The following is a 23,814-nucleotide window of genomic DNA, read 5'->3' as shown; positions in this document are numbered from 1 at the left end:
TTTCCTTTGTTTGATAACGTGGCCTCTATCCGTCATGTGTGGTCAGCGGATTTTGCCCTAGCTTCTAAATTACCGGGTTAGTACACGCCTGCGTTAACCGTACTGCACGCTCCTTTCATAATCTTGCGCAAAGTCAGCAATAATAGCCGCCAACTCTGATTGATGCTTGGCAATGGTGGCCTCAGCTGCAAGGGTCAGATTTTTAATGTTGCTCGATTTTACGTTATCCATAGCTGTTTCTGACTCTGTGAGCTGCGGCTGGATACGAGTGTAGCAAATGCGCGGATCAGCTTTGATTTCCTGCTCAAGCAAGGTTTCGGTATAATGCAACATATTGCTCATCAAAGTCCCGGCAATGTTCGTGCCCCAACCAATTAACCCCGCATCACTAAGGTTGCTGTATGCACCTCTATTTATACAAGCCCCTGTGCCTAAAGAAATTACCTGATATTGTTTTGCTTGTGGATAAAGTTGTTTGGCAAGTTTGAGAGCTAGTAAGGTGGGATTGTTAGCATAAATACCGCCATCAACTAAGGTATAATCTTCCCCTAACTGGTTTTGAATGCGAGCCGCAGGAAAATAAGTCGGTGCCGCAGAAGTGGCTCGAGCTGCCCCGCAAATTGCAAAGTTCTGCCTTTCGTCTCTACAGGCTTGTTTGCTATCAAACAAGTGCGGTACATTACGCTCCAAATCAAAAGCTGTGATCAAGGTATGACACAGGCAAGAACTCAGTTTGAGATCAGCAAAATACGCCTGCAATTCTTTTTCCAAGGTGCTGGGGTCATATTGTGATTTTGCCAAGCGCCGAATTAACGACCAGGTGGCTGGAAAGATGTCTGAACCTCTATTTTGGTACAGATCAACAAGCGTATCTGGAATAAATTTTGGTTGCCCCCTTTCTCCAGGGGCTGCAAGAGCTAAACTAATTAGTCCCCCGGTGGAGGTGCCAGCCATCATGTCTAGGTGCTGCGCGAAATGAAATCCCGGCTTTGAGGGTTGATAGAATCTACTATTTAGCTGATCTGCAATATGTTTTAAAACAAGAGCCGGCAATAGACCGCGAATGCCACCCCCGTCAATTGATAAAATACGGATGCGATCTTTTTGCGGAAACTTTCCAAGGGTCCGGGCGTGTTTGCTGCCCAATCCATTGTAAAGTTGCAGGTAACCATTACTGGGCATTAAGTTCTCTAAGTTATACACCAGCTCTTCAGAAACGTGATTGCGGGATACCTCGAGATGTGTCAGGTGATGGTTGGCAACAAAGGCTTGGGCACCCTGATCGGTAATGTTGTTATAACGCAGGCGTAGGGATTTGAGAATTTTGTTGTTGCTTAAAGCTATGGCTCCTGGATCACCAATGCCACATTCACGTAGGTCTAAAATCTCAAGGGCGGGATGTTGGGCCAGGAGTTGTGCTGCCTCATCTCCTATGGGATTTTTGTAAAGTCCCAGCTCCTTTAAATTATGGTTTTGTGCAAGATCTTTCACACCGGTGTAACTAATCTTGTTTTTCCAAAGCAAGAGTTTGCTTAAAGAAGGATGCGAGACAAGAACCGATAACATCGCATTCGTAACTCCAGCTTCTTCAAGCACAAGTTCTTGCAGCTGGCCAATTTGCGCAATAGCAGACAAGGCATCTTGGTCAATTGCAACTTGAAAGCAATTCAGCTCACAAAAATAGGGATTGCTTTGGGCCAGGATACTCAAACGTTGCCAGTTCTTGGCATCGATGGTCAGCTTGGAGAGCTTCAGATGGTTGCTCAAAGTACAAGACAGCAACATGCGCCAGGAAAGAGGGGAACCTTCTGGTTGCAGGCTTTCCTGCTGACGCGCTTGCCAAATACCCCGGGCTATAAAGAAAGGTTCATTACTGGCCAAACGAAAGGGATCAAGCGCTGATTGACTGGTAAAAGCAATTTGGCTGGTTTGCCAGAGTTCCTGGGCAAGTGATGGGTCTAAAGCAAAACTTTGTAGGTGCTGGATGACATCCCCTTGTGGCACCGAAAAACCTCTCGCGCTTGGTGCCAAAAGTGCTTGTACATTAGTTTGCGTTGTCCGGATACCTGGGGGCTGGGTGCCTAAATCTTCTTGCTGCATTGATCCATGACCAGCATTTCCCAAGAAAACAAAACAGATCGTTGCCAAGAAAAAAATTGTGTTAAAAAATCGTTTGTTGGTTGAGATCATGATTTATCCTCTTCTTTGTTGATTTTTGAGCCTCAATGGCTCCTAACGAAGGGGATCATAAACTTGTAAAGATCAATATGCAAGCCAGATGCAGAGTAGAATCAATAACACACTGTTAAAGTGCTTGTTTAAGCTTTCATGAAGAGTTCATTGAAAAATCGATAGAAAAAATAATAACTGAGGTATCTCATAATTTTACCATCACAGATAAAAATTCATATGCATCGAGAGTTGTGCATAACGAAAGAAAAATCCTGAAAAGCTTCGCATGAAACTTCAGACTACGTAATTAACGCTTGACATTATTAACGAAACACGTTACTATAAAACCATGATCAAGAGCTTTAAGTGCCGAGAAACAGAAAAGTTATGGGAATCTGGGCGTTCCAGAAGGGTTCCCAATACAATTTTAGGAGTGGCGCTTAGAAAATTGTTAATGATCGATAGCGCTTGTGAAGTTGGCGATCTTAGATGTCCGCCTGCTAATAATCTCGAGCCTTTATGTGGTAATAGAAAAGGCCAGTGGAGTATACGCATCAATAAGCAATGGCGTATTTGTTTTGTCTGGCAAGGCCAGGATGCGTTTGAAGTAGAAATTGTGGATTATCATTGAATGATTATCACTTAATGATTATCACTTATAATGGAGGAAAGAAAATGATTGAAAGACAACCATGGAAGATACACCCCGGTGAGATTTTAAGGGAAGAATTTCTTGTGCCAATGGGTTTGACTGCTTATGCATTGGCCAAGAGTTTGCGGGTGCCACCTATCCGGATTAACGATATTGTGAATGAAAAGCGGTCGATATCTGTAAACACTGCGCTTCGTCTGGCAAAATTCTTTGGTAATACGCCACAGTTTTGGCTCAATTTGCAATCCAAATACGATATGCAGCAAGTACTGCAAGAGTATGATTGTGAACTTGAGCTTATAGAGGCTTATGATCCAAACGACACGCCTACCCGGCATTGATCATCAAGGCCCGACAGTCTAATCGCTGCTTAATTCCTTGTTTTTTCTTCCTTGAGACCTTCTTCCTGCTCTGTTTTTTTGTCTGCTTTCTCCTCTACTTTCTTCTCCTCCTCCTCTACTTTCTTCCCTGCTTCCTCTTCTGCTTCCTTCTCTGCTTTTTTAAACGTCATCTGTAGTTGGGTGATCGGCAGATCTCCCGGCAATTTGATATAACACTGCAAATCTTGCAATTGCGATACCTCAGTTGGCAGGACAATAGATTCAACCCGTTTTGTTTCACTAAGAGATACCCCATCTCGGGTGGTGTTAGCGCCATAGGAAAGATTTTCAGAAGTTTCAATTTGTTCTCTTTCCCCCAGGGCTTGGGAGATATACCGACAAGTCTCAGGGTCAGTTGAACGAAAAAATACCTTGGTATTGCACTGGTTCAAAATGGTTTGCGCCCCGTTATTACCGTAAATGTCTTTAATTTGCGGAATATCTTGGATGCCAGCCAGGATGCAGCCACCGTATTTGCGCAGTTCTGCTAGAGCTTTGCCGAGAGAGGGTAGTTTTTGCAAGGCCGGCAACTCATCGATTACAAACCAAACCCTGCGCTGGTAATCGGGCGGCATGGCCATTAAGCCTTGAATTGCTGTATCCATCCAGGTTGACAGCAGCGGTCTTAGGGATTCTCGTTGTGGCGGCATAGCGGTTAAAAACAACCATTGATCATTTTGTTCTTTTTGAATCCACTGTTTGATTGAAAACGACTCTTGCGTGTCTTTTAAATATTCAAGTACGCTAACTCGTGCCACCAGAGAGGCACGAATTGATAGAGTGGTTTTTTCTCCCTTGGAGTCGGTTAAGGCAGCGGCCTTGGTCCCTTCTAAGAATGATGCAAGTTCTACAAGCGGAACTGTGGCTAATTTCTCAAAAAGCCCTGAGGTTGATGGTTTATTGGCCAAACACTTTAAGGCAGAGGCAAACACTGTCTTGCTTGCCATCTCCCAAAATGGATCATAGGCATTGGGATTACTGCCAATAAAGGCATCGGCCATACTATCGTAATCTGATGCTATTTTACATTCTGCCCAAGGGTGCCAGGCTAGAGATCGCTCATCAAAGGGATTGAGAATCAAGTCTTGATCTTTTCGATAATAGCGTGCTACTAAATCCCCGGTGAGATCGACCACAACAGCTTTTTGACCTAATTTGCGAATTTGTGGCAATAACGAATATAGACAATTACTTTTGCCTGAGCCAGTGCTGCCCATTATGAGCAAATGTGAGGTTTCTTTATCTTTTACCAGGGGTAGATCATCAAGACAAAGGCAAGACGCCGAATCACTGCTTTTTAGGAGGGCTGCCAGTTGCTTTACAGAAACCATGGCCCCACCACGCTTGAGCTTATTTTTAAACTGCACCCTGCCTCTGAATACAAAGTACACAATTGCTATCAACAAAACAATCAAGCTTAAAAGACTGCTTAATAGCATCGTCTGATACAAAGTGGCTTGAACCTGGGAGACACGTTTTTTAATATGCGGGTTGTTGACGATATCCAGGGAGCGTGCCTTAACTCTGTAGCCATTTGCATATTCAAAATCTTGGATAACTCTGCCTCTATTACGGGGACTCATAGAAACAGTTAAATCTGCCCACAGGTATTCTTTTAACAAATACCAGTCGTAACTGTTAATGCTCACTGCGCTTTTAGCGCAGAAGAAAGTCAACCCAACCACTAAGGCTATCATCAGCGCTGTCATCGAGATCTGCTGAAACATCCGCAAACGATGCATTGAGATCTGACCGCCTCGGGTGAAGTTACTTGTTGCTGCCATTTAATTATGCCCTTACTTTGATGATCCTTTTAATGTTTTTTACTATTTTCCCCGTTGTTTCATTTTTGTTGATTTTTTCTCGTGCAGCATCTGGTCCTGGATGGCGTCTATTTTATCATGCACTTGCGATATTTCATTTTTCATAGTGCTGTTTGTTGCTGATTTTAGTTTTAGGAAATCTTCGTTATTACTTTGCAGCTCTACCTGAGGGCTTGAAGGCAACGCTGCATGACCTATATTATTGGTAGACTCCAAGATCGATGGAGTCTTCATTGGCTCTGACGCAGCAAATCCAAGCGTGAAATCTGTACTATCCCTTTTTTGGTCAAATTTTTGCCGCTCTGCTTGCTGAGTTGCAGTTAAATTACCTGCATATTGTGCAACTTCAGACTCAATCGCACTGACCTTTGTGTCTACCAGTTCTTTTGTTGCTGTTGAGACTTTAAAATCACCCCCAAATCCTTGGCTGCTTGCTTTTGCTTTGACTTTGTCGGCGTAAGGTTTATTTGACCCTTGTTCCACCCCTTGTTCCACCCCTTGGCTAACCTCTTGGTCCAATTGCTGGATGCACTGACTTTTTTGCTTAAACAGCTCTTCAACCTGTTGCTCGGAATTCACGAAATTACCTCCTTTGGCAATGGCAGATTGCATCTGCTGCATTTTTTCATCCAAAAATCTGGTTTGATAACTGTGGTCAACATCTGGCCTGGAGTGCAAGATCGTTTCAGCCTCGTGCACACCCATGGGACCTGTTGAATTTGCCAGGGATTGCCGTTGCAGCCAGTTGAAATATTCTTGATTCAAGTTAGAGTTAATACTGCCTGAATGCTGTTTAACGCGTGCGGCCATTTTCGAGTAGGACTCAGATTTTTGCAAGTTGAGACTCGATTCTTCACGCAACTGTTTAGACTTATCCAAAGCAGCATTGGTGGATTTGACATATTTCATGCCCTGGTCGGATAAATCAGCATATTTATTATCTTTGGCATAGTTTACTGTATCACTCAGGGCTTTTTGGAAATTTGCCTGTTTAGCCATCTCTAAAGCTTCTGAATATAATTTACGATCGCCTGATCTGTAGCCTCTATTGCCACTAACGCCAACAGAAGCTTGGGCCTTACTGCCAGTGCCAAAAACCTCAAAGCCAAGACTGGCGCCAACAGAAGCAGAGGCGTTAAACAGCAAATCCATGGATTTTTCTTTAGAAATTCCATGATCTGTGACAAGTTTATTGACGGCATTGCTGATCGTATTATAGGAATGAGCTTTGGTGCCAGATTGCGCTTGGCTATGCGAATCGCCTGAAGATTGCATCTTGCCTTGATACTTACTTAGATCATAGGCGGTTCGATAGGCCTGAGCTTTAGCCTTTGTTGAAGCTCGTAATTGACTCTCTCCCAACTGCGTGGCATGGGTTGCCTGAGTTGTCAAACTATCACTCAGGGATTTTGAATAGTTCACAGCACTGCGCAGCCCGGAATTGGCAATCGTTACCACATGCCCGCCTTCAGCGCTGGTGGATCTGCTAACAACCCCATCAGTTTGCATAAAGGCCCCAGAGTTATAGCTAGGAGATAACATCTGCTGACCAAAGGTCTGATTGTTGGCTTGCATTACACCATGCGATACATTACCAAAGCTGTAATTGCCAGAAAGCAAATCCTCTGAAGCCCGGGCCGCAGCAGCCGTTGCTGGCGCCCCTAAATGCCCAGCTAAATGCACAAAACTTGCAGCCCCACCTCGAACTAATGCATAAGCTAACGCACCAACAGAAAGACTCATAAAGCCAGCTTGTGCTGCCATGTCCGCATGTAGGTTGGCAAAGCCAACAGAATTGGCAATGGTAATCCCTGACCCATTTCCGGTGGTAATCGCACCGATGCCTTTCGACTGGATGGCGACATTCATAATGAAGTTCAATGCCGCATACAAAGGCGGCCACATCTGCACCCACAGCAATAAACACAGCCAACGTCCGACAAATTTCCAGCCCATGGGTAACATGGACAATGGTAGTACCAAGATAAAAGCCACATAAATAAGTGCCTCCATTACATTCTTCATGGCAATCAGCTTTTTAGCGGCAACACCTGCTAAAGTCTCTTGATTGGCCCGTTGCTGCAAATAAGCACGCTTAACCGCAAAGTTTGCCGCATTGCCAAGCGCCGTTGATTTACTCTCAATACCGTCAATCACTGAGTGAATCATCATTTGCTGCCGCATCACTGCATCGGCACTCTTGGCCATACCGGTCATGTAGTTGTAGGAAACCGGCAGATATTGTTGCAGCTGCCTGGAAGGATTGAGCAGACCTTTGCCTTTGCTTTTATGTTGCTCAACCCCAAAAATCTTGTTGCCAAATATCTGAAACGCTGACTGGGTTTCTACTTTTAGATATTTGCGCAATCGAGCCACTCCTTCTTTGCAAGTACAAATTGCAGCCACTCCTCCAACTCCTGGCTCCTTAAATAAAAACGAGCGGGCTGGTGAGGGGTTTGCCGTTACCAATCCCCAAATATCATCTGAATTTTGTAAATCATGCATGGTGTACTTATTGCCCAGTAAGGCATCATAAACCACACATTGGTTGATAAACTCACGCATGGTTTCTTGCAAATCCACATTAGTGATTTGAAACTGTCTGGATTCAGCAATTAAGTTAGAGGCTAATACCGCGCCAGTCTTGTGATATTTCAGGTCATTGGGCAGGGAAAACACCGATTCCAACTTCTGGGTCACCGTATTACTGATTTGACTAATGGTGCCAGCAAAGGCCCCTAAGCCCCAGGGCACATGGTCGACTGTATAAGGAGGCAAACCAGTGGTGGGATCTTTAATATGCAGCTTGCAAGTTGGAGCAAAAAACAAGGTAAGCAGCAAAAAAAACGGAATCATCCACTGAGTGAAAAACTTAGCTGAATTGCCCAAAATCAACGACATTGTCGCCCACACCAACCCGATCATCAAGCCTATCCGCACAAGCGGCGTGTAAAGGCTACCGCTTTTGCTGTTGATCAAAGTGGTAATGGCGTTGAAAACAATCTCCAACATTTCTCCGGCGCCATAGCTGATTATCGTGTATTGCATTTGCTATACCTCTTCATATTCCGATTTCAGACATGGTGCTTAATTTTGCAGCCAACATCTTTTCCAGCAGCTCGGTTTTTTTGGTAATCGAGATAATCTGTTCAACTTGCTTAAAGCTTCCCATACGTTTTTGCACCACCCGTTGCCGGGCAACGTTTAGCTCCTTTTGAAATTTGCGAATCTGGGTATCGTCAACCTGAATTGCTCTAATGTGCGCGGCACTTTCGTTGATCAGATCTAAAATTTCAGACAAATACTGAAACAAAATATCAATTGCCCCCAACTCGCTATAATCGATTAAATCTACCGGGGAACTGCCCCGACGGTAGGCGGTTGCAACATTAATGATCTTGTAAAAAGGCAGGCGCGTTGAATTCAAAAAGTCTTTTTCTGATTTACTTAAGGCCGCGTCTTGATAAATCTTATTTTGAATTGATTGTAGAAATGATTTAACCCGACTGACAAAACAAGTTTCTGCTGTAATCGTAATTTCAGCGTCAACAACCTGCAAACACTTGTTGTCCTTGCTATTTGCGCATCTAATAACTTTAACTTTTCCGCCATACAGCAATGCATTGAGAAAGCTATCCCTGTTGGCAAGCGAAGGATGGGTTCGAAGCTGATAGCTGCCATCTTGGTGCCTGGTAGAAATAATGGTGCCTGAAATTGACATAAAGAATTCTGCCAACTTGCTGTCCTGGCTTAAAAAGGCATTCTCCTGAATGGCATTCCAAGCCAGATTAAACTCACTGCCTAGCATCTTGGCAAAGCGCGGATCATTTTGACCGGCATTTAACACACTGTCGCGTTTGCCGCCAGCTCCACACCCCTGACGTGCTGCGGCATAATCAGAAAAACCCCCATATCTACTATCGGAACCGATCATCGTACACAGCTGACGATTACCTACTTCAGATTGTGGCCACAGGGCTCCTAAAGTGGTGGCAGCAAGTTCACAGGAGTTAATGTTGGATTGATTGATTTTCTGGGCTAAATCATTCAGCTCGGTGATGATGTTTTTAACCTGAGGCGACATGGTTTCAAGTGCTAGCAATAAAGCATAGCTGGCCATATTCGATCCTAACGTGCGCAGTGCCTTGACCAATTCCTTACTACTGATAAACGAAAACGCCCCAAAGTGCATATCAATACCGCCACAACCAGCCCGATAATCAGGCAATCTCATCGAAGCCAATTGGGCCGTATGCACAGTATTACGGGCAAACAAACTGCCGCCGGTATAAAACCCTGCCGATTGATCCTTGTAAGCACCTGGTCTACTGGTGTTGCTGGATGTTCCAAGTGAGTTAAAAAATCCCTTGAGATTGTTGCTGACCCCTTTACTATGAACTGGGGCTGCTGCTGTTATGGTCAGCGTCACTGATAGCATCAGTCCCATTTTTAAAACCCTGCATGCTGCCGGCCCAATAAATTGTTGGCGCAATTGTTGGCGCAATTGTTGACGCAATCGTTGATTTAATTGTTGCATGGCTGTCTCCTTTACTCTTCTCCTGCTTGCAGCAAAACCCGCACCCGGTCTTCTATGCTGTCTTCAGTGCTCATCCCAAAGCTTAATGGCAGTACCTGACCTGTTTCAGGATTAACTGCCAAAAGGGTTGGCAAGACTTCTATATTCAACCTGGCTGCGGCTCCATTGTCGGGTAGGGCTTCAGGAAATTCAGGCAAAGTGCAGCCATCTAAACCAATCGCCAGTACTTGCCAGCCATATTTTTGGGCAAATCGCTTTACAATCGGGGCAAACTTGTGACAATAGGGACATTCCGCCTTGAAGAAGAAAAACAAACCATAAGTTTGCGACAACTGACGGATTTTATCTGTCATCTGCTGCTTGGCTTGATCTAAGTAAACGTGTCGTGCAGCCTGATTGATCGGGTGTTTCACGGTGTAATCTAAAGCTGGGCTGGAGTACACCACCTGCATCCAGCGCTTTGAAAATATCTCGGAGCGCTGCATGATAGCGTTTTGTATCTGCATATAAGCTTTGACATTGGCAGTAGTTGGGGTAACCAAGGCTTGGTGCAACCGTCTTTGGGCTTCGCTTTTTAAAGCTTCGATTATTTCTGTTGCGGTTTGTGGGATTTTTTCCTTAGGTGACTCGGGCGGTTTTGCAGGGTTTGCTTGCCGCCTATCTTCATACCAATGCCAGCCTTCAGCTTTGCGATTTAAATAACCAGCTTGGCTTGAGCTAGCGCCCAACACAGCAAAAAAAATAACAGCACGTACGGAGCCTCTAGTCATTACAGCATTTTTTACAAGGAAACTAAGCATCAATAGGCCTCCTTTTGTGGTTGTTTCCAGGCCGAGGTCATTTGTTGTACTTGATCACCCAAGTTGCGTTTGACCGTTGAAACCGTTGGCTGCTGCATCCGGGCTACGATATCAGCGTAAATCTCACGCAAATCCAACCGAGAAAAGTCCAAATGCGACAGTTCATCCACACTAAATCCGCCACAATCAGGAGTTTTAGCAGCGCCCCAGCCTCTGCCAAGCTGCGGGCGTCCTTGCTGATGAATGATTCGCGATAGCTTTGACGGAAAACAACAAAAACTGGTCTTCTTACGCAGCGTAACCCCGGCTACTTTCTTGTCCTTAAAAGTGCCTACCTGTACGCACAATCCTTTACCGCGCCGCTGAGCTAAGTCCTGCTCTTCCCCATTACATCCGGCAAGTCCGATTGAATGCCCCCAACCTTTGCCTTTCTTACAACAATCACTAAACCCAGCACAGGCTCTGCGACAGACTCGCTTACTGCCTTTAAAGATCTGCGGCATATTGCCATCTCCGTTTGCCCGTAAATCGTCCTGGATTTCTTGAAACACCGAAAGCTTGGCCATGGCTTCATTCATTTCAGCGTTAGGTTTATAATTCATGTGTGCTGCAACATCAGGCATTGTAAAAGTTTGCTGGCTGGTTTTGCATTTGCGGCCTTTATTTGCTCCCTGATTTACTCGATGACCACCTCCCTTTTTAAAGCAACGAAACTGCTGCCGCCATACCACACAATACTGGGCTATTTTCTTGATGCATGTCGATTGCATCTGTTCACAAGAAGCTCTGCGCAACGGCGTGCAATTGTTCTTGGCTGGATAACAACATCGGTATTCAAACTTATACTGCCAACAATCTTTAGCAATATTCCGGGCTACCGATTTACCCTCATCTCCTAGTGAGGCAATGATTTCCCTGGTTTCTGGACCGCGAGGGCAGGTTTTTTCCATCAATTTACAAATCCCTCGCCTTGCATGCTCTTCTAAAGTGCCACAAGTGCTACTCCACTCCTCCTTGGTAATGGTTATCACTTCATCTTGGTACTTGCGGGCTGGACTGTAATAACGCTTGGCCTGACACCTGGGATCATCAGGACCATGCGCTCCAGAGGTGCACCACCAATTCGAGTATTTTGCTGGTTGGATGTGAATTGTTGGCTCAATCAGATTCTTGTGACAGCTATAGATCGTATCTGGTTTGCTTTCCTCACAGAATCTGTCTTCATAAACCGGGTCGACTCGATTGGTATATTCGCCCTTTGCAATAAAGGCTTCAGGATCAGCTAACGCCTCTGCTGAATTTAACACAATTGGATCTTTTGCTGCATCTAAGGCAAAATACGGCCTGGTTGCAGCTGATTGCTTAATAAACTGAGCGCCCGCGTTGGCGTTAAAGGCCTGGGCTGTGGCAGATTCTAGCGCTGCGTAATTGTTCAAGCCGGTTTCTGGCGGCGTGTCAGTTGTAAACCCTGGAACGTCTTGGGCCGAAGCTGATTTAAAGGCCCCAATTGCCTCAGTTTGCCGCTGCTTTGCAAACTCACTTGCCTGAGCGCTATCAATGACACCAGCAATCAAAAAGCCAACAGCAATCCTAATTGCCATCACCCTAATTAACAGATCGCTAACCATGCCTAGCCTCCAGAGTTGCCAGCAAAGTAGCTGCCCTGGCAACTTCTCCTTGGCTGGCCATCTTAGCAAGGGCGCAGGCTAAACTTACGTTTCCGGCAACTCGATCATGCTGTATTCCTGCTTCCCCTGGAAACCTGGCAGACCGTTCCTGTAACACAAACACCGGCACTGCCCTAATGGCATAGGCCCGAAAAAGTGTTGGATCAATCAAGGCTTCACTGCCCAGCTCTTGCAATTTTTGCGCGGTACGGACAAAACTGTTAGCAACCAAGCCCCGAAATACCAATTTTCCTTGCAGTAATGCGGCTTGCTGCGCCAAACTTTTCAGCACCTGCATCGGCATCGAAAATGAGACAAATATCAACAATCGGGGATAGCGATCACTCGGATAATGCTCAGTAAGAGATGGTGTGACTTTTTGTGCTTTAGCTGAGCATTTGTTACATGATCCACGACTAGGGGATTTAGGCTCTACAGTGCCAGCAATAATTGCCTTTGCCTCTGCTTGGTATTGCTGAACATGCTGTTTTTGTTGCTGGTTTAGCCAGTATACCCAGTTAAGATCAGGTTCTGACAGCTCAAAATCAGTAGGTTTTTTGGCAATGAGTTTGCTTGATTGATCTGCGGCTTTGCCTGGCGCTGCAAACAGCAACTCCAATAATACAACATACAATAACACAACATACAATAATACAACATACAATAACATAACCCTCAATAACATAACATTGGCATGCTTTGCCCAAGCAGCTAACGAAAGTCTCTGAGCAATAACTGGTAATGCTTGGCCTCGTTTTACAGCAAACAACAATTGCGCTTCCTCCAGATTAGATAACCAAAATCTTCGCCTTTATAAGGAAACTGCCGGCCAGCCCCCCATATCAACTCTGTCCTTCCTATGGGATGACAGCCATCATGGGTGGAGGGAATCGGATAGGTCATTTGTGTTTTGTATTGATTTTTGCGGATGATCGGCATCGGGTACTTGTCACATAAGCCTTTAATCCCGGTATAGCCCCAGGCCAACCCTTCCCGGTGCAATTTGGCCAAAAACCGAGCCGTTAACAGCAGACTTGCTTGCACTCCACTGCTATGGGCTGGCACACTGCCGGTAAATGGATACATCGAGCCCTGACAGCCCACACACCAAAACAATGCCTCTTGGCCAAAACCAGTAGATGCCAGCAGACAATCAGCTGCGCAGGCTGCTTGTGCTATCATATTGCCGAACAACCCAGCTTCTGGATTGAGAATAAAAGCTGTTTCATCATCGTTCCACAATGGATCCAACTCGGTCATATACGCCACATCAAACTGAGTTTTCTCCATACAAACAAAGTCAGTCAACAACTCCAGCCAATAAATCAGCGGATAAATATACCAATGCACTTGATAGAAACTCTGCTTCATCCCGCCTTCAACGCCTCGTCCTACAGAACCTCGACCTCTAACTCCGGTATTTGGCCCCATAACGATACCGCCAAGATTAACCATGCAATAAGGGGTGCGGGTGACATCTACCAAACGCACCGGCTCCCAAAATGAAATAGGAATTCCTATCCGCGGTGGGTCTTTACAAAAACACACCGGTTTTTTAGGATTAGGCGTGTCTTCTCCCTTCATCACCTGAACCCCGGCAATGGTAATTGGAAAAATACACGACCAACAAATATCTGAGATCGGGTTGACAAATCGCCCCACACATTTGCTATAACAATCGCTGGAAACAACCACCCAGCCACAGATTAACACCTGAATCAGCAGCAACTTAAACCCCAAGCTTTGCCTGACCTGCTTCATGATGTTGTTTTTCCCTGGCTGATCTCAAGTTCCTGGATCAACAAATGTTTTTGCTGCTGTGATACCACCGCTGGTACTTGGGAAATTCCCAGCTTTTTTGTCAAAATGCCTGCTTGATCAAAAAAACAACTGCTGGCAAATCGCTTTGCTATTGCCTGCGGCGAGCCATCCACCAAAATCAACTTGGCTGGTTTTTTATGCTGCAAGTAATACCGTGCAAACCACGCCAGCTGTTGTTCATCCTGGCCGGAAATAAACACCAGCACGTGCCTTAATGTTGCCATCTCAAGCGGATTAAATCGGGTGCCGGCCTTTTGAAATACCCGACCTTGATGATCTTTTAGATCATAAGGCACCAGAATGCTGGGATCATAGGTAAAGGTTCTTGGTTTGCTGGTGCGTTTGATGCCCTTAACCGCCGGGGGCGTTAAGATTTTCTGCCTTGCTTGCTCAATAAACTCTGTTTGATGTCGCGCTAAAGCACCATCTTCAGACAAACGATTTAATTTAGCTGCAAAATGCGACAATAAATCTGTCTCATCAATTGCATACAGATGACCATGCACTCCCAAATCACGAGCAATTGCTGAATAATTCAGCAAGATAACCAGGGTTAGAGCAACAGCACCAAGTTTTACCATAGAACCAAGGCCCTGCCTTGCAATGCTGCAACTGGCACTAAGCCAAACTCCTGATAACGCGAGTCAAATGATCGGGCATGCTCGGTCATGACAAACACGTAACCTTCAGGAATTATTGTTGCAGCTTCCGGTGCCACAAGCGGGGTAAGTGGTCTGCCAAATGCAGTTTGCTTCAGCAATGGACCGACCAACTTTCCATTAATCCAGATTGTTTCCTGAAGATTCGAGACTTTATCACCAGCAAATCCTACAATACGCTTGGTAAACCTAGCCCCTGGAGGGTAGTATTTAGTACAATGCTGGTTAATTGCCACTAAATCACCTTTAGCGGCCTGCCACCCCTTAACCGTTAAAAACACCGTATAGGGCAAACTAGCGCTATAGTTAACCCCAAGGTTTGTCACTTGCAGCAACAAGCCGAAACCAAGCAGCGGAATACCCCATTTTAGCAACCGTTTTCTGTCACCTGAATGCCACCTCTCCAACCAATCCCTCATGGGCTTTCTCTTTGGGTTTTGCTTGCTGCTATTTCTGGTGCTTTGATAATATCCGTTATATCCTGCACTGGGGTGATTACTGCCTGTTTCGACAGCACAATAACGTTTTCTGCGCCCATTACCTTATTGATCAACTGTTTTTGTTCACGAATCAGAGCTGTCAGCTTTGCCTCAATTTCTGCCTCTGAAAGTGTTGCCAGCAGCTCTGTCGATATCTGGTTTCTCACCAGGGCCTTTAAATCCACTGTGACAATTTGCGGTGCAGATCCCTGATACAGCCAAACAAACCACAAGCATGTCACAACCGCACCTAGCATCATCCAACTCCCCCAAATGCGTCCACATTCCTGAAACCCCTGTTTAACTCGCATGGATCATCCTTCCTGAGGCCACTGCCTCAATAGCTTCAGACATCGGCAATCCTTTAGCAATCTGATCTTGCACAGCGGCAAACTCTTCAGGTTTGGTCGAATACAACACCAAAGAATAAGGATCAGGGATAAACCGGCCCACGGCATAACCATGCGGTCCATAAAGCATCACTTCGGCATATTCCCCCTGCCGGGTTTGCACAGAAGTCAACATCGATTCCATATTGGGATCCATGGAAATCCGACTTGTTTGTTTTAATTGCTCAATCGATTCCTTCTTTTGCGATAACAAACACATCCAATCAGAGTTATCAAAAGCTGCTTGAGCGCCTGGAGTGGCATAAAAATCATTAACCGTCTGAGTTCCCACCACCAAAGATCCTTGATATTTACGCAATCTCCGGGCCGCTGTTTCAATAAACTCACCCGATTGCTTGCCTCTTAACATATCCCAAGCTTCATCCAAAACCAGATTGGATAGTGTCTTACGGTCGCCTAAATACAGCTTGTTGGTGATCTGCAAAATCACCATTTGCACCACCACTGACTGCAAATCTTTGCGTTCCTTTAATTCCTCTAATTCCACCACCACCATCTTTGCCGATAAATTCACTGTCGAAGCTCCATTAAAAAAACGACCATAGGTGCCATGACGGGTATAGGGAAATAACTTCTGACCTAGATTCTTGGCTATCAAGTCAGCATGACTGGATAAAACCTCGGCCACATCGGTCATAGTTGCCTGGGTGTTTTTTGCCTCCCAAGCTTGTTTAATTGCTTGTTCAATATGCGCGTTTTCCAGATCTCCCGTTCCTTCCCGGGGCGCTGCCATCAGCGATACGATCGGCTTTAACATTGCCAAGGCATCAGCGGTCACCTGCACATCATCGGTAGGAATAGAGCTAAAGGGATTAATGCAAATATCCGATTGCGGCTTGAATTCAATATACTCACCCCCTAATAATTTGACAGTTTTTTCAAAGCTGCGGCCCACATCAAGCACAAACACCTGACCGCCTTGGCCCAAGGTGCTGGTCATCAACTCCTGCATAAACACAGATTTTCCAGCGCCAGACCTGCCGACCACACAAACGTTATAATTACCAGCGTTGTTATCAAAAGGACTCCAGGTAAACAGCTGCCCCTTACGCCCAACAAACAGAATTCCTGGAGATGTAGTTCCCTTCCACTCTCCTTGAACCGGCAACAAATTAGCCGATTCTGTACTGAGGGTAGTTTTAAGCCGTTGCTGATAACCCAACTCCTGCGCAAATCCCTCGCCCCAACACATCGGCAAACAACTCAAAAAAACTGGCAGATGCAGGTATTTCTCTTGCGCCAATTGCCAGCGTTTTGAGCGAAACAAGCTATTGAGCACTTGATCATGGCGATGACTTGCCTCTGACTTGCTAAACAACAGCGCCGAAAAGCTGGTTTGCACAAACCGCTCCCCCCGACTTAGCTGATGCCGGACAAAATCCAACTCTTTATGTTGATCAACAAGGATGGGAATTTTCTTACCGATTTTTGATCGAGCTTGGGTTTCAACCCAGCTCTCTCGGCTTTGAATCCGTGCCTTCGTTGTCTCCTGATTAGAGATATGCACTCCATAATGCAACAAAAACGGGCAATGCACCCGCATTAGATCTCTAAAATCATCACCTATCAACTCCCCCATAGCATGCAAGGACCACTGATCTGGCTCCCGTCTTACTGAATAAGCTTTCACAGTATAATCATTAGGGGAATGACCATCTTGCAAGTTTGCTGTCTCACAATTGTCGGTCGCAGTTTCCCGCATTTCCGGTAGCAACAACCCCGCACTGGAAACCCGGATTGAATTGCCAGGACAAGGAATCTGTTCATTCAATGGCGTATGCGGATTCCAGGCCAGCTTCGAAGGAGTCGTATCATAATTAAAGTTGACAATTCCATCTAAGAAATTAAGCAGTCCTTCTGCTTCTAGCAATACCACCGGAACCCCAAGGGTTTTAAGCGAGGTCAAAACCTGTTCCTTCAGGTTAACAATTTTTTCCAGATCTAAGGGATTGCCAAGATCCCCCTTTTGCGAATAGGAAACCAAACACCTAAAGTTACGCACCGGCGTGCTAGCAGAGGCAAACACCAGTGAGTCAATGTATTCAGCTCTTTTGCTGGCTAATTTGGCAAACAGCTCGCCTTGCCTGCGTCTTGGCTCGCTCCACTGCTGTAAAATATCTCGAACTCTTGGATCAGCCCACAACAAAAACTGAATGTTGCTCGCTTCAGGTAATGTGTGCTGGAACAGCCCGCTAATCTCCCGTTGCATTTCCTCCGAGCAACCCACCATTGGATGGCACTCGATGACAAACCCAACACTTGCCTCATTGTGAAACAGCTTGGTTTTAGGATCAAAGCCACGGTAGGGCAATAAATCATGCAACCGATAATGCTCAAAATATTTCCTTAACTGACTGAGCGAGGGAGAGCCTGAGCTTTCAGAGCTCTCACCCAAAAGCTGTGCTAGTTTCCCGCCAAGTTTAGCTATCTGCTCTACAATCATGCTGGGGTTTCTCCTGACTTGGCATACTGTTGCAGCTCTTGAGGCTTGCCGAGATAATCAGATGCTAGATACAGATAACAATCACTGCGATAAACCCCGTGTTCGTCTGCATAGCCTGCCAGCCAAATTCTAAGCTTGGCATCTGGCGTTCTTGCAGCATTTGTCTGCAAACTTACCGGTCCTAAAGGGATATGGGTTGGCTCTGAGTATTGGTTTTCTTTTGCCTCATCTGCTGCAATTGGTAATTGACCTACTTCCAGCAACGCATCTACCGTACTTACTGATTTACAGCCTACACCCACTCCTGCCGGGCAATCAAAAGTTTCTTTATAGGTAGAACATCCTGAAACCAGCAGCAGGAATACCATAAACCCTGGTCCAATCTTCCAGCTATTTCCCATTTGCAGCATGTTGATCCTCCATTACTGTTGTCTATTTTGTGGTAGCCAATTTTTCATATCACCGCGTTTTTCGAGATCATTGACGGTATCCCGGCGCGATTGCTCTCTTAAACGGTGGATGGTCTTTTGCACTGAGGTTGCTCCAAGTTGAGTTCCCTGGGTGAAGATAATATCCACCTGCCGGCCAGCTGCTACCTGCAACACAGGCTGCAATTGCTCAGCTCGTTTAATATAAAAATCAGCAAATTTATCCATGGCATTGATACCTCCTTGGGCAGCTCCTGCCCCCAACATACTTTCCAGTGGCAATCGATTAGGGTTGGCCTCAGTATCATTGGCGGTAATCTTTAACACATTCGGACTTAGTGAGCGTTGCGCGTAGGCACTAAAGAAATTACTCACACCGCCCAAAAAACCACCAATAAAGCTATTGCGTACCAATTCTCCAGCTCGATCTACAACCACACCCCGCACTCCAGCCCGGCCGTCTTCTCCTGCTACATAACCTGCCACCTGAGTTTCTATAATCTCCCCGGTTAACGGCTCTGTGCAGGTTAGCTTTTCCAAACGCATATAAACCCGTTCACTGGAAAGATCGCCATAACAAGAGGCCAACACATGACACGCCTTTAAGTCTGATTTAAACCTACGCGGCAAATGCCCATGGTCTGTCAGCCGTAATAACACAGGTCTTGGATCACTGGAGGCTGCCACAGAGGTTGAAGCATCCACACCGCCCAACAAAATAGCCCGGGCATAAGCGCCGGCAGGAATCGTGTTTTCAACCGTTGCTTTGATTTTGGCATTGGCTATTGACCGATTATTCAAATTAAGCACGATCTTCTTAATCCCAACTTCCGTGGCAGTTGTTGCATCACTTACTTGTGGCAGAAAGTTTATCGGGGCTCCCGTCTCATAGTCCTCTTCAGGTAGCTCACCCGTTGCCCCAGAGCCATGCGTAGCTGTCAACTTTTGCTTTAAATAGGCAATCAATTGCTGTTGCTGTTTTGCGCTTTGCATGTTTTCCAGCAAAAGCTGTTCAAGGTTTTCCAGTCTTTTCTGGGTGATTTTTGCTTCACTTTCAATTCGATCCACCCAAACTACCTGCTTATCAATGCGCTGCCCCGCTGAAGTGATATTCGTTGTCTCGGCAAAATTCTTACTTTTATCAACAGCAACATTTTGCCCGTCTACAAGCTGCCAAAAAAGTATTGCCACAACTCCCACCCCAACAATAGCAGCAGCTCCTGCCAACAAACTTTGTTTTCGCTTTACAGAAAATTCTGGAAACTTCATGTCTCTGCCTCAACTGCATTCCTGACCACAAACAAATGCGTCTGCTCATTGGGGGCTAAATTCTGACGCAGCACCGCAATAGCCAAATCACCAGCCATTGCCAATCCCGACTCTTGCAGAAATTGATGATGCTTACAGATATTACCCAGCAAATACACGTTACCGGCAAATTCCCCATTGTTGTATTGCAACAAAGGCGATAAACGCAGTTCCTCCCCATAACAACGATCCACCTGAATCAACGGCAACTTAACAACCGCCAACCCAGACAACCTTTGTTGAGACAATTCTTGCCCAGACAATTCTTGCCGAGATAAATCTTGTCTAGCCAAATCTTGCTGCATTTCTCTGACAAACCTTGCAATTCTAGCGGCTCTATCCTGTGGTTTTGCTTGCTTTTGCATAGAAGGTTCGAGCTCTTGATAAAACAAAACCGACTCTGTTGCTTTTGCTGTTGGTAGCAACCGCAAATCATGGGTGAGGCCCTTTTCTGTGATTAAGGTCAAATTGATAGATCGACCCTTATTGCTGGCAAATGCCCCAGAAAAAGCCAACTCTCTCGGCTTGAGAAAAATCTGCCCCGATTCTTCATCCACTTCGATAACCAACCTGTCATCCATGCCAAACACTTGTTTGATCCGATCTTCCTTGATGGCAATCCGGTTCATCTCGTGCAGAGAGATTTCAATACGCGTTTGTTGATGATTCACTAGGGGCAATTGTTGCAGGCAATAACCTGGGGTGCCTGACAATAACAACCCTGCGCTGATAACCATTCCCTTAACCACTTTTAGCACTCCTCAATAATTGGAAAGCGGCAAGAAACACCCTGCCTTTTTGCAACCGCAGCTTTAACAAATAGGTGTCCCGAGTTTGTGAAACCCGCTTATTGCCCACATACCCCATTAAATCTCCCTGAAGTTCCACAACGTTCGTGTGCGGATTTACCTTTACCGAACTTGCCTGGAAACAAGTGGCCAGGTGATCTTTTTGCAACCTTTTCTCATCTTCAAGCAGCTGCATCTTCAACTGGCCGTAAGCAGAAGGCAGTACGTAGCGCAATAACACCTCTCGGTTGTAAGATGCACTACTGGGGCTATTGTCTAAAACTAAATGGGCAAAAAAAACTGCCATTTCTTCCAAATACGCCTGAGACGCCCGGTTCTTTTCAACCCAGTATCCCTGTTTAAGCTCAGGAGGCACAATCACTACGTGATCACTTTTAAAAACCAGAGCAATCGCTTGAAACACACTCACCACTGCCAACAATCCTAAAAAACTTAGCAGCAGATTGCGTTGCTGGCTTAAGTCTTGCAATCGATTGTTCAAAAATTGCAGTTTCATGCCAGATACTCCCTGATATAGGAGGGAGGAATCTTTTTAAACCGGCGGAAATTATGCGGAAAATACCAATACAAAGCATGCTTGAGGGTTCCCTGCCCAAATCGTTGCTTGATGCGCCGCAAGCTCCAATAGCCTACACCTGATACCACAAAGCCCAGCAGCGGGCTTTCGAGCAACAAACTCAAAAACGGCGGCAGTAAAATAACCCCAGCTTCATCCAAAGTCCACTTTAAAATTCTTAAAGGATCATCAAGATGATGCAGCAGCAGATGTTTATCATAATCATCAAGCATCGCTTTGATCACTCAAATAACAGCTGCAAAGTTGGTGTTAATCCAGCCTTTCATCAAGTACACAAAAAATGCTCCGATTCCTGCAATCACCAGCCCCATGACATTTTGCTTCATGATCGACATGCCTGCGGCAATGCCGCATAAGGCAAAAAGACCAATACGCAGATAACCACCACTGATCAGGTCTTCGGTATCGGTGACCTCTTGCTGCAAAACCCCCGTGGTAATAGCGTATGTTGCTTTTGTTAGCAAGAAAGTCAGCACAACGCCCGCCAAGATCACCAACGACAGCTGCATTGCTTGCAATTTAAATCCGGAAATAAATTTCCGCGCTATGAAGGCTTTTTGCCTGGACCGCTGAGACAAGCCATTAAGCGGAGAGGTTCTTGGTGCTACGGTAAAATACATGATTTAAACTCCTTCTCGAATTGAAAGTTGCAGAATTCTCTATTGCCTCTTATTGCTCAAAAAAAAGCCCCTCTGGAAGCCATAAACTTTTTAGAGGGAAGACCATTACCCTTGGTACAAACATGGAGCGAATTTGTCCTTGGATAATAGTCTTGGGCGCCAGGATTCTCAGATAAACACCTCAACATCTTAAAAATCCTGGCTGTCGTTACGGGAAGACCACCACTGATAACTCCCGTGAACGATTTCGGTGCCTCCCACTTTTGCACAAGCAGGAGAAAACGTAGACAATTTCTATGAGCTGGCGATAAATAGTTATTCATAGCGGGCCTCATTCACGTTGCCAGCAAAATCAGCAGAATTCTTCTCCGCTTCCTGACTCTTACTAACTACAGGCGCTAAAGGCGAGTGCAACCAGGTGACAAACCCTGGTCCTTTTTTACTAACCAGCACTTCGGTGATGCTGCCCTCAGTGCCATCATCGCCCACAAACTTGCGGTTTTGTAGTTTGCCCTCAACAATCACTCGGGCTCCCTTTTTTAAGAACTTGCCAATGAAATCCACCAACTTGTCTCGAAACACCACTACCCGATGCCAATCGGTACGAGTTTGTGGCACGCCCTTGGCATCAAACCACTTGTCATCAGTGGCAAGGTAAAATACCGCATAACGGCTTTTTTCATCCGTCTCTCTGATTACCGGAGTTGCCCCGATATTGCCCACTAGTAAAACGCGATTCATCTACAACCTCTTAAAACTTTTTTGCTCAACAAATATATCTGACCAATCATCATATCCTTCCCTAATCTGCATCAATTTATTCGACTCTGCCCGTTACTACTAACAATAGAAATCACTATAGCTAGTAGGCACAAAGGTGTCAAGCGGCTACAAAAACTTTTTTATCCGCAATAAATTCAGCTCATATCAAGGGGTTGGCAGGGGTGCTACAGGGGTGCCATAGGGCACTATTGGAGGGCAGTGAAGTTAACAAATTGATTAAAAAGGATTCTTTTTGTGCAAACTTTTTTAAAATTTTATGCTTGCGTTTGCAAAAAAAGGCGGCTAGTCTTTAAAAGTAAGCGTGGCAGGCGAGGTGAGTTCACCACCGCACCGACCACTAACCAACCCGATCTATCTAGGAGAGATCAGATATGGCTAACGCCAATGTACATTATCGCACCTTCCAGCACCAGCATTTCCTGGAGCAATTTTCTAAATATTTGCTTATTTCTGCTTGGTTTGCTACCCGAATGTTGTGCAAGCGGTATGTTGCGGCGAGTTGTAGGGAACCCTGGCGCGTTTGCCCCTTGGGACTTAGTCCCAAGGGAATTAATTTCAATCCCGAGGGTTACCAGCATATGATGTTTTTGTTGCTCGGGAATTTTGTAAACCCCTAAACTTAAAGGAGCATAGATATGCAGCTACTCAATAGAACCAGCCTGGTAGGCAAACTTAAAGAAGCACCTAGCGTTTTTTGGCTAACCCCCAAACAAAACGTCATGACGTTTGTCCTGATTACAGAATCAAAAAAATCTGATCAGCAAACAAAATTCCATCAACAGCACCAAATCGTAGTTGAACCACCGCTGATCATCGAGTTTGCCAAAACGTATCTGCTTGAAGGCAGCATGGTATGGGTTGAGGGAACCTTAGAATACTGCAAAGACAAACTTGGTCAAAAAAGCTGCGTGGTGATTTCTCAAGATCATGGCTTCTTGTTCCCCCTAGACTCTGAATTACAACCACCCAGCAAGGAAGCAGATTCTTAAAATCATTGGATCTGTTCCCAGCAGGAACAATTGACTCAAGAGGGTGTTGTTGCAGGCAGCAAAATTATCACTGCCTGATCGATGCCCTCAGAGAAGATGACTCTCAGCCAAATAACTTTCTAGCTGCAAAAACAAACTTGCTGGATCTTCGGCGCTTTTCAATTCTGTGATTTTTTTCTATAAATATTTTTTCTTTTTTTTCTCTTTTTGCAAAACCAGATTTTTTGCCAAATCGGCAATTGAATTTTTTCTGCCGTAAAAATATGAAGTATGTTTTGTAGTATGCTTTGTATATAGGGACCGGCAACTTTGTCCGGTCTGTACCGGCAACTATGTCCGGTCTGTACCGACCACTATGTCCGGTCTGGACCGGCAACTATGTCCGGTCTGTACCGGCAACTATGTCCGGTCTGTACCGGCAACTATGTCCGGTCTGTACCGGCAACTTTGTCCGGTC

23 protein-coding genes are annotated in these 23,814 nt (G+C 45.4%); 4 read left to right on the top strand and 19 right to left on the bottom strand.

Annotation, left to right across the window (positions count from 1 at the left end; all coding sequences use genetic code 11):
* Positions 1-93: 93 nt before the first annotated feature.
* Positions 94-2,190, bottom strand: coding sequence for a patatin-like phospholipase family protein (locus tag ABFQ95_01640; GenBank protein MEN8236242.1), 2,097 nt, complete (start codon positions 2,188-2,190; stop codon positions 94-96).
* 331 nt (positions 2,191-2,521) lie between these two features.
* Here ABFQ95_01640 and ABFQ95_01635 point away from each other — a divergent pair, with 331 nt between their 5' ends.
* Both ABFQ95_01635 and ABFQ95_01630 read left to right on the top strand, forming a co-directional pair.
* On the top strand, positions 2,522-2,803 hold the full coding sequence (locus ABFQ95_01635) for a type II toxin-antitoxin system RelE/ParE family toxin (protein MEN8236241.1): 282 nt from the start codon (positions 2,522-2,524) through the stop codon (positions 2,801-2,803).
* A 44-nt stretch (positions 2,804-2,847) separates the two neighbouring features.
* Entirely contained in the window at positions 2,848-3,165 is a 318-nt protein-coding gene (locus ABFQ95_01630) for a HigA family addiction module antitoxin (protein ID MEN8236240.1), read from the top strand.
* Between the two features lie 29 nt (positions 3,166-3,194).
* On the opposite strand, the gene traD is transcribed toward ABFQ95_01630, so the two are convergent.
* The 18 genes from traD to ABFQ95_01540 form a co-directional block, all read right to left on the bottom strand.
* Positions 3,195-4,988, bottom strand: a complete 1,794-nt coding sequence (gene traD / locus ABFQ95_01625; protein MEN8236239.1) for a type IV conjugative transfer system coupling protein TraD — start codon at positions 4,986-4,988, stop codon at positions 3,195-3,197.
* Positions 4,989-5,030: 42 nt separating this feature from the next.
* Positions 5,031-8,075, bottom strand: a complete 3,045-nt coding sequence (locus ABFQ95_01620) for a conjugal transfer protein TraG N-terminal domain-containing protein (GenBank protein MEN8236238.1) — start codon at positions 8,073-8,075, stop codon at positions 5,031-5,033.
* 13 nt (positions 8,076-8,088) lie between these two features.
* Complete coding sequence (locus tag ABFQ95_01615) at positions 8,089-9,564, bottom strand: conjugal transfer protein TraH (protein ID MEN8236237.1); 1,476 nt, start codon at positions 9,562-9,564, stop codon at positions 8,089-8,091.
* An 11-nt stretch (positions 9,565-9,575) separates the two neighbouring features.
* Complete coding sequence (gene traF / locus ABFQ95_01610; GenBank protein ID MEN8236236.1) at positions 9,576-10,364, bottom strand: type-F conjugative transfer system pilin assembly protein TraF; 789 nt, start codon at positions 10,362-10,364, stop codon at positions 9,576-9,578.
* Positions 10,364-11,992 carry a conjugal transfer protein TraN gene (locus tag ABFQ95_01605; GenBank protein MEN8236235.1) on the bottom strand — a complete coding sequence of 543 codons (1,629 nt, stop codon included), beginning with the start codon at positions 11,990-11,992 and terminating at the stop codon, positions 10,364-10,366. The genes traF and ABFQ95_01605 overlap by 1 nt, the downstream gene beginning before the upstream one ends.
* On the bottom strand, positions 11,985-12,800 hold the full coding sequence (gene trbC / locus ABFQ95_01600) for a type-F conjugative transfer system pilin assembly protein TrbC (protein ID MEN8236234.1): 816 nt from the start codon (positions 12,798-12,800) through the stop codon (positions 11,985-11,987). Before trbC ends, ABFQ95_01605 begins: the two co-directional genes overlap by 8 nt.
* A complete protein-coding gene (traU, locus tag ABFQ95_01595; GenBank protein MEN8236233.1) occupies positions 12,788-13,792 on the bottom strand; it encodes a conjugal transfer pilus assembly protein TraU in 1,005 nt (334 codons plus the stop codon). The genes trbC and traU overlap by 13 nt, the downstream gene beginning before the upstream one ends.
* Positions 13,789-14,433: a type-F conjugative transfer system protein TraW gene (traW, locus tag ABFQ95_01590; GenBank protein MEN8236232.1), complete on the bottom strand. Its 645-nt coding sequence runs from the start codon at positions 14,431-14,433 to the stop codon at positions 13,789-13,791. The genes traU and traW overlap by 4 nt, the downstream gene beginning before the upstream one ends.
* Entirely contained in the window at positions 14,427-14,930 is a 504-nt protein-coding gene (lepB, locus tag ABFQ95_01585; GenBank protein MEN8236231.1) for a signal peptidase I, read from the bottom strand. The genes traW and lepB overlap by 7 nt, the downstream gene beginning before the upstream one ends.
* The gene (locus ABFQ95_01580) at positions 14,927-15,301 is read right to left on the bottom strand and encodes a TrbI F-type domain-containing protein (GenBank protein ID MEN8236230.1); all 375 of its coding nucleotides are present in this window, start codon (positions 15,299-15,301) and stop codon (positions 14,927-14,929) included. Before ABFQ95_01580 ends, lepB begins: the two co-directional genes overlap by 4 nt.
* The gene (gene traC, locus ABFQ95_01575; protein ID MEN8236229.1) at positions 15,291-17,843 is read right to left on the bottom strand and encodes a type IV secretion system protein TraC; all 2,553 of its coding nucleotides are present in this window, start codon (positions 17,841-17,843) and stop codon (positions 15,291-15,293) included. The genes ABFQ95_01580 and traC overlap by 11 nt, the downstream gene beginning before the upstream one ends.
* On the bottom strand, positions 17,840-18,253 hold the full coding sequence (locus tag ABFQ95_01570) for a hypothetical protein (GenBank protein ID MEN8236228.1): 414 nt from the start codon (positions 18,251-18,253) through the stop codon (positions 17,840-17,842). Before ABFQ95_01570 ends, traC begins: the two co-directional genes overlap by 4 nt.
* A gap of 12 nt (positions 18,254-18,265) precedes the next feature.
* Complete coding sequence (locus ABFQ95_01565; protein MEN8236227.1) at positions 18,266-19,540, bottom strand: TraB/VirB10 family protein; 1,275 nt, start codon at positions 19,538-19,540, stop codon at positions 18,266-18,268.
* Entirely contained in the window at positions 19,537-20,328 is a 792-nt protein-coding gene (locus tag ABFQ95_01560) for a type-F conjugative transfer system secretin TraK (protein MEN8236226.1), read from the bottom strand. The genes ABFQ95_01565 and ABFQ95_01560 overlap by 4 nt, the downstream gene beginning before the upstream one ends.
* Positions 20,321-20,884, bottom strand: coding sequence for a type IV conjugative transfer system protein TraE (traE, locus tag ABFQ95_01555; GenBank protein MEN8236225.1), 564 nt, complete (start codon positions 20,882-20,884; stop codon positions 20,321-20,323). Before traE ends, ABFQ95_01560 begins: the two co-directional genes overlap by 8 nt.
* Positions 20,881-21,177, bottom strand: a complete 297-nt coding sequence (gene traL, locus ABFQ95_01550; protein MEN8236224.1) for a type IV conjugative transfer system protein TraL — start codon at positions 21,175-21,177, stop codon at positions 20,881-20,883. Before traL ends, traE begins: the two co-directional genes overlap by 4 nt.
* 12 nt (positions 21,178-21,189) lie before the next feature.
* Positions 21,190-21,585 carry a hypothetical protein gene (locus ABFQ95_01545; GenBank protein ID MEN8236223.1) on the bottom strand — a complete coding sequence of 132 codons (396 nt, stop codon included), beginning with the start codon at positions 21,583-21,585 and terminating at the stop codon, positions 21,190-21,192.
* Positions 21,586-21,900: 315 nt separating this feature from the next.
* Positions 21,901-22,326: a single-stranded DNA-binding protein gene (locus ABFQ95_01540; protein ID MEN8236222.1), complete on the bottom strand. Its 426-nt coding sequence runs from the start codon at positions 22,324-22,326 to the stop codon at positions 21,901-21,903.
* Positions 22,327-22,739: 413 nt separating this feature from the next.
* Here ABFQ95_01540 and ABFQ95_01535 point away from each other — a divergent pair, with 413 nt between their 5' ends.
* Entirely contained in the window at positions 22,740-22,985 is a 246-nt protein-coding gene (locus ABFQ95_01535; GenBank protein ID MEN8236221.1) for a hypothetical protein, read from the top strand.
* Between the two features lie 18 nt (positions 22,986-23,003).
* Complete coding sequence (locus ABFQ95_01530) at positions 23,004-23,357, top strand: single-stranded DNA-binding protein (GenBank protein MEN8236220.1); 354 nt, start codon at positions 23,004-23,006, stop codon at positions 23,355-23,357.
* Positions 23,358-23,814 lie beyond the last annotated feature (457 nt).

This window comes from Pseudomonadota bacterium (genome assembly GCA_039714795.1).
Lineage (GTDB): Bacteria > Pseudomonadota > Alphaproteobacteria > JAGOMX01 > JAGOMX01 > JBDLIP01.
Note: the sequence above shows the minus strand (reverse complement) of the source record. Positions and strands in the feature narration are given on the sequence as shown.

Coding starts and splice junctions, on each gene's coding strand:
- ABFQ95_01640 (MEN8236242.1), bottom strand. CDS start 2,190: ATGATCTCAACCAACAAACGATTTTTTAACACAATTTTTTTCTTGGCA.
- ABFQ95_01635 (MEN8236241.1), top strand. CDS start 2,522: ATGATCAAGAGCTTTAAGTGCCGAGAAACAGAAAAGTTATGGGAATCT.
- ABFQ95_01630 (MEN8236240.1), top strand. CDS start 2,848: ATGATTGAAAGACAACCATGGAAGATACACCCCGGTGAGATTTTAAGG.
- traD (MEN8236239.1), bottom strand. CDS start 4,988: ATGGCAGCAACAAGTAACTTCACCCGAGGCGGTCAGATCTCAATGCAT.
- ABFQ95_01620 (MEN8236238.1), bottom strand. CDS start 8,075: ATGCAATACACGATAATCAGCTATGGCGCCGGAGAAATGTTGGAGATT.
- ABFQ95_01615 (MEN8236237.1), bottom strand. CDS start 9,564: ATGCAACAATTAAATCAACGATTGCGTCAACAATTGCGCCAACAATTG.
- traF (MEN8236236.1), bottom strand. CDS start 10,364: ATGCTTAGTTTCCTTGTAAAAAATGCTGTAATGACTAGAGGCTCCGTA.
- ABFQ95_01605 (MEN8236235.1), bottom strand. CDS start 11,992: ATGGTTAGCGATCTGTTAATTAGGGTGATGGCAATTAGGATTGCTGTT.
- traU (MEN8236233.1), bottom strand. CDS start 13,792: ATGAAGCAGGTCAGGCAAAGCTTGGGGTTTAAGTTGCTGCTGATTCAG.
- traW (MEN8236232.1), bottom strand. CDS start 14,433: ATGGTAAAACTTGGTGCTGTTGCTCTAACCCTGGTTATCTTGCTGAAT.
- lepB (MEN8236231.1), bottom strand. CDS start 14,930: ATGAGGGATTGGTTGGAGAGGTGGCATTCAGGTGACAGAAAACGGTTG.
- ABFQ95_01580 (MEN8236230.1), bottom strand. CDS start 15,301: ATGCGAGTTAAACAGGGGTTTCAGGAATGTGGACGCATTTGGGGGAGT.
- traC (MEN8236229.1), bottom strand. CDS start 17,843: ATGATTGTAGAGCAGATAGCTAAACTTGGCGGGAAACTAGCACAGCTT.
- ABFQ95_01570 (MEN8236228.1), bottom strand. CDS start 18,253: ATGCTGCAAATGGGAAATAGCTGGAAGATTGGACCAGGGTTTATGGTA.
- ABFQ95_01565 (MEN8236227.1), bottom strand. CDS start 19,540: ATGAAGTTTCCAGAATTTTCTGTAAAGCGAAAACAAAGTTTGTTGGCA.
- traE (MEN8236225.1), bottom strand. CDS start 20,884: ATGAAACTGCAATTTTTGAACAATCGATTGCAAGACTTAAGCCAGCAA.
- traL (MEN8236224.1), bottom strand. CDS start 21,177: ATGCTTGATGATTATGATAAACATCTGCTGCTGCATCATCTTGATGAT.
- ABFQ95_01545 (MEN8236223.1), bottom strand. CDS start 21,585: ATGTATTTTACCGTAGCACCAAGAACCTCTCCGCTTAATGGCTTGTCT.
- ABFQ95_01540 (MEN8236222.1), bottom strand. CDS start 22,326: ATGAATCGCGTTTTACTAGTGGGCAATATCGGGGCAACTCCGGTAATC.
- ABFQ95_01535 (MEN8236221.1), top strand. CDS start 22,740: ATGGCTAACGCCAATGTACATTATCGCACCTTCCAGCACCAGCATTTC.
- ABFQ95_01530 (MEN8236220.1), top strand. CDS start 23,004: ATGCAGCTACTCAATAGAACCAGCCTGGTAGGCAAACTTAAAGAAGCA.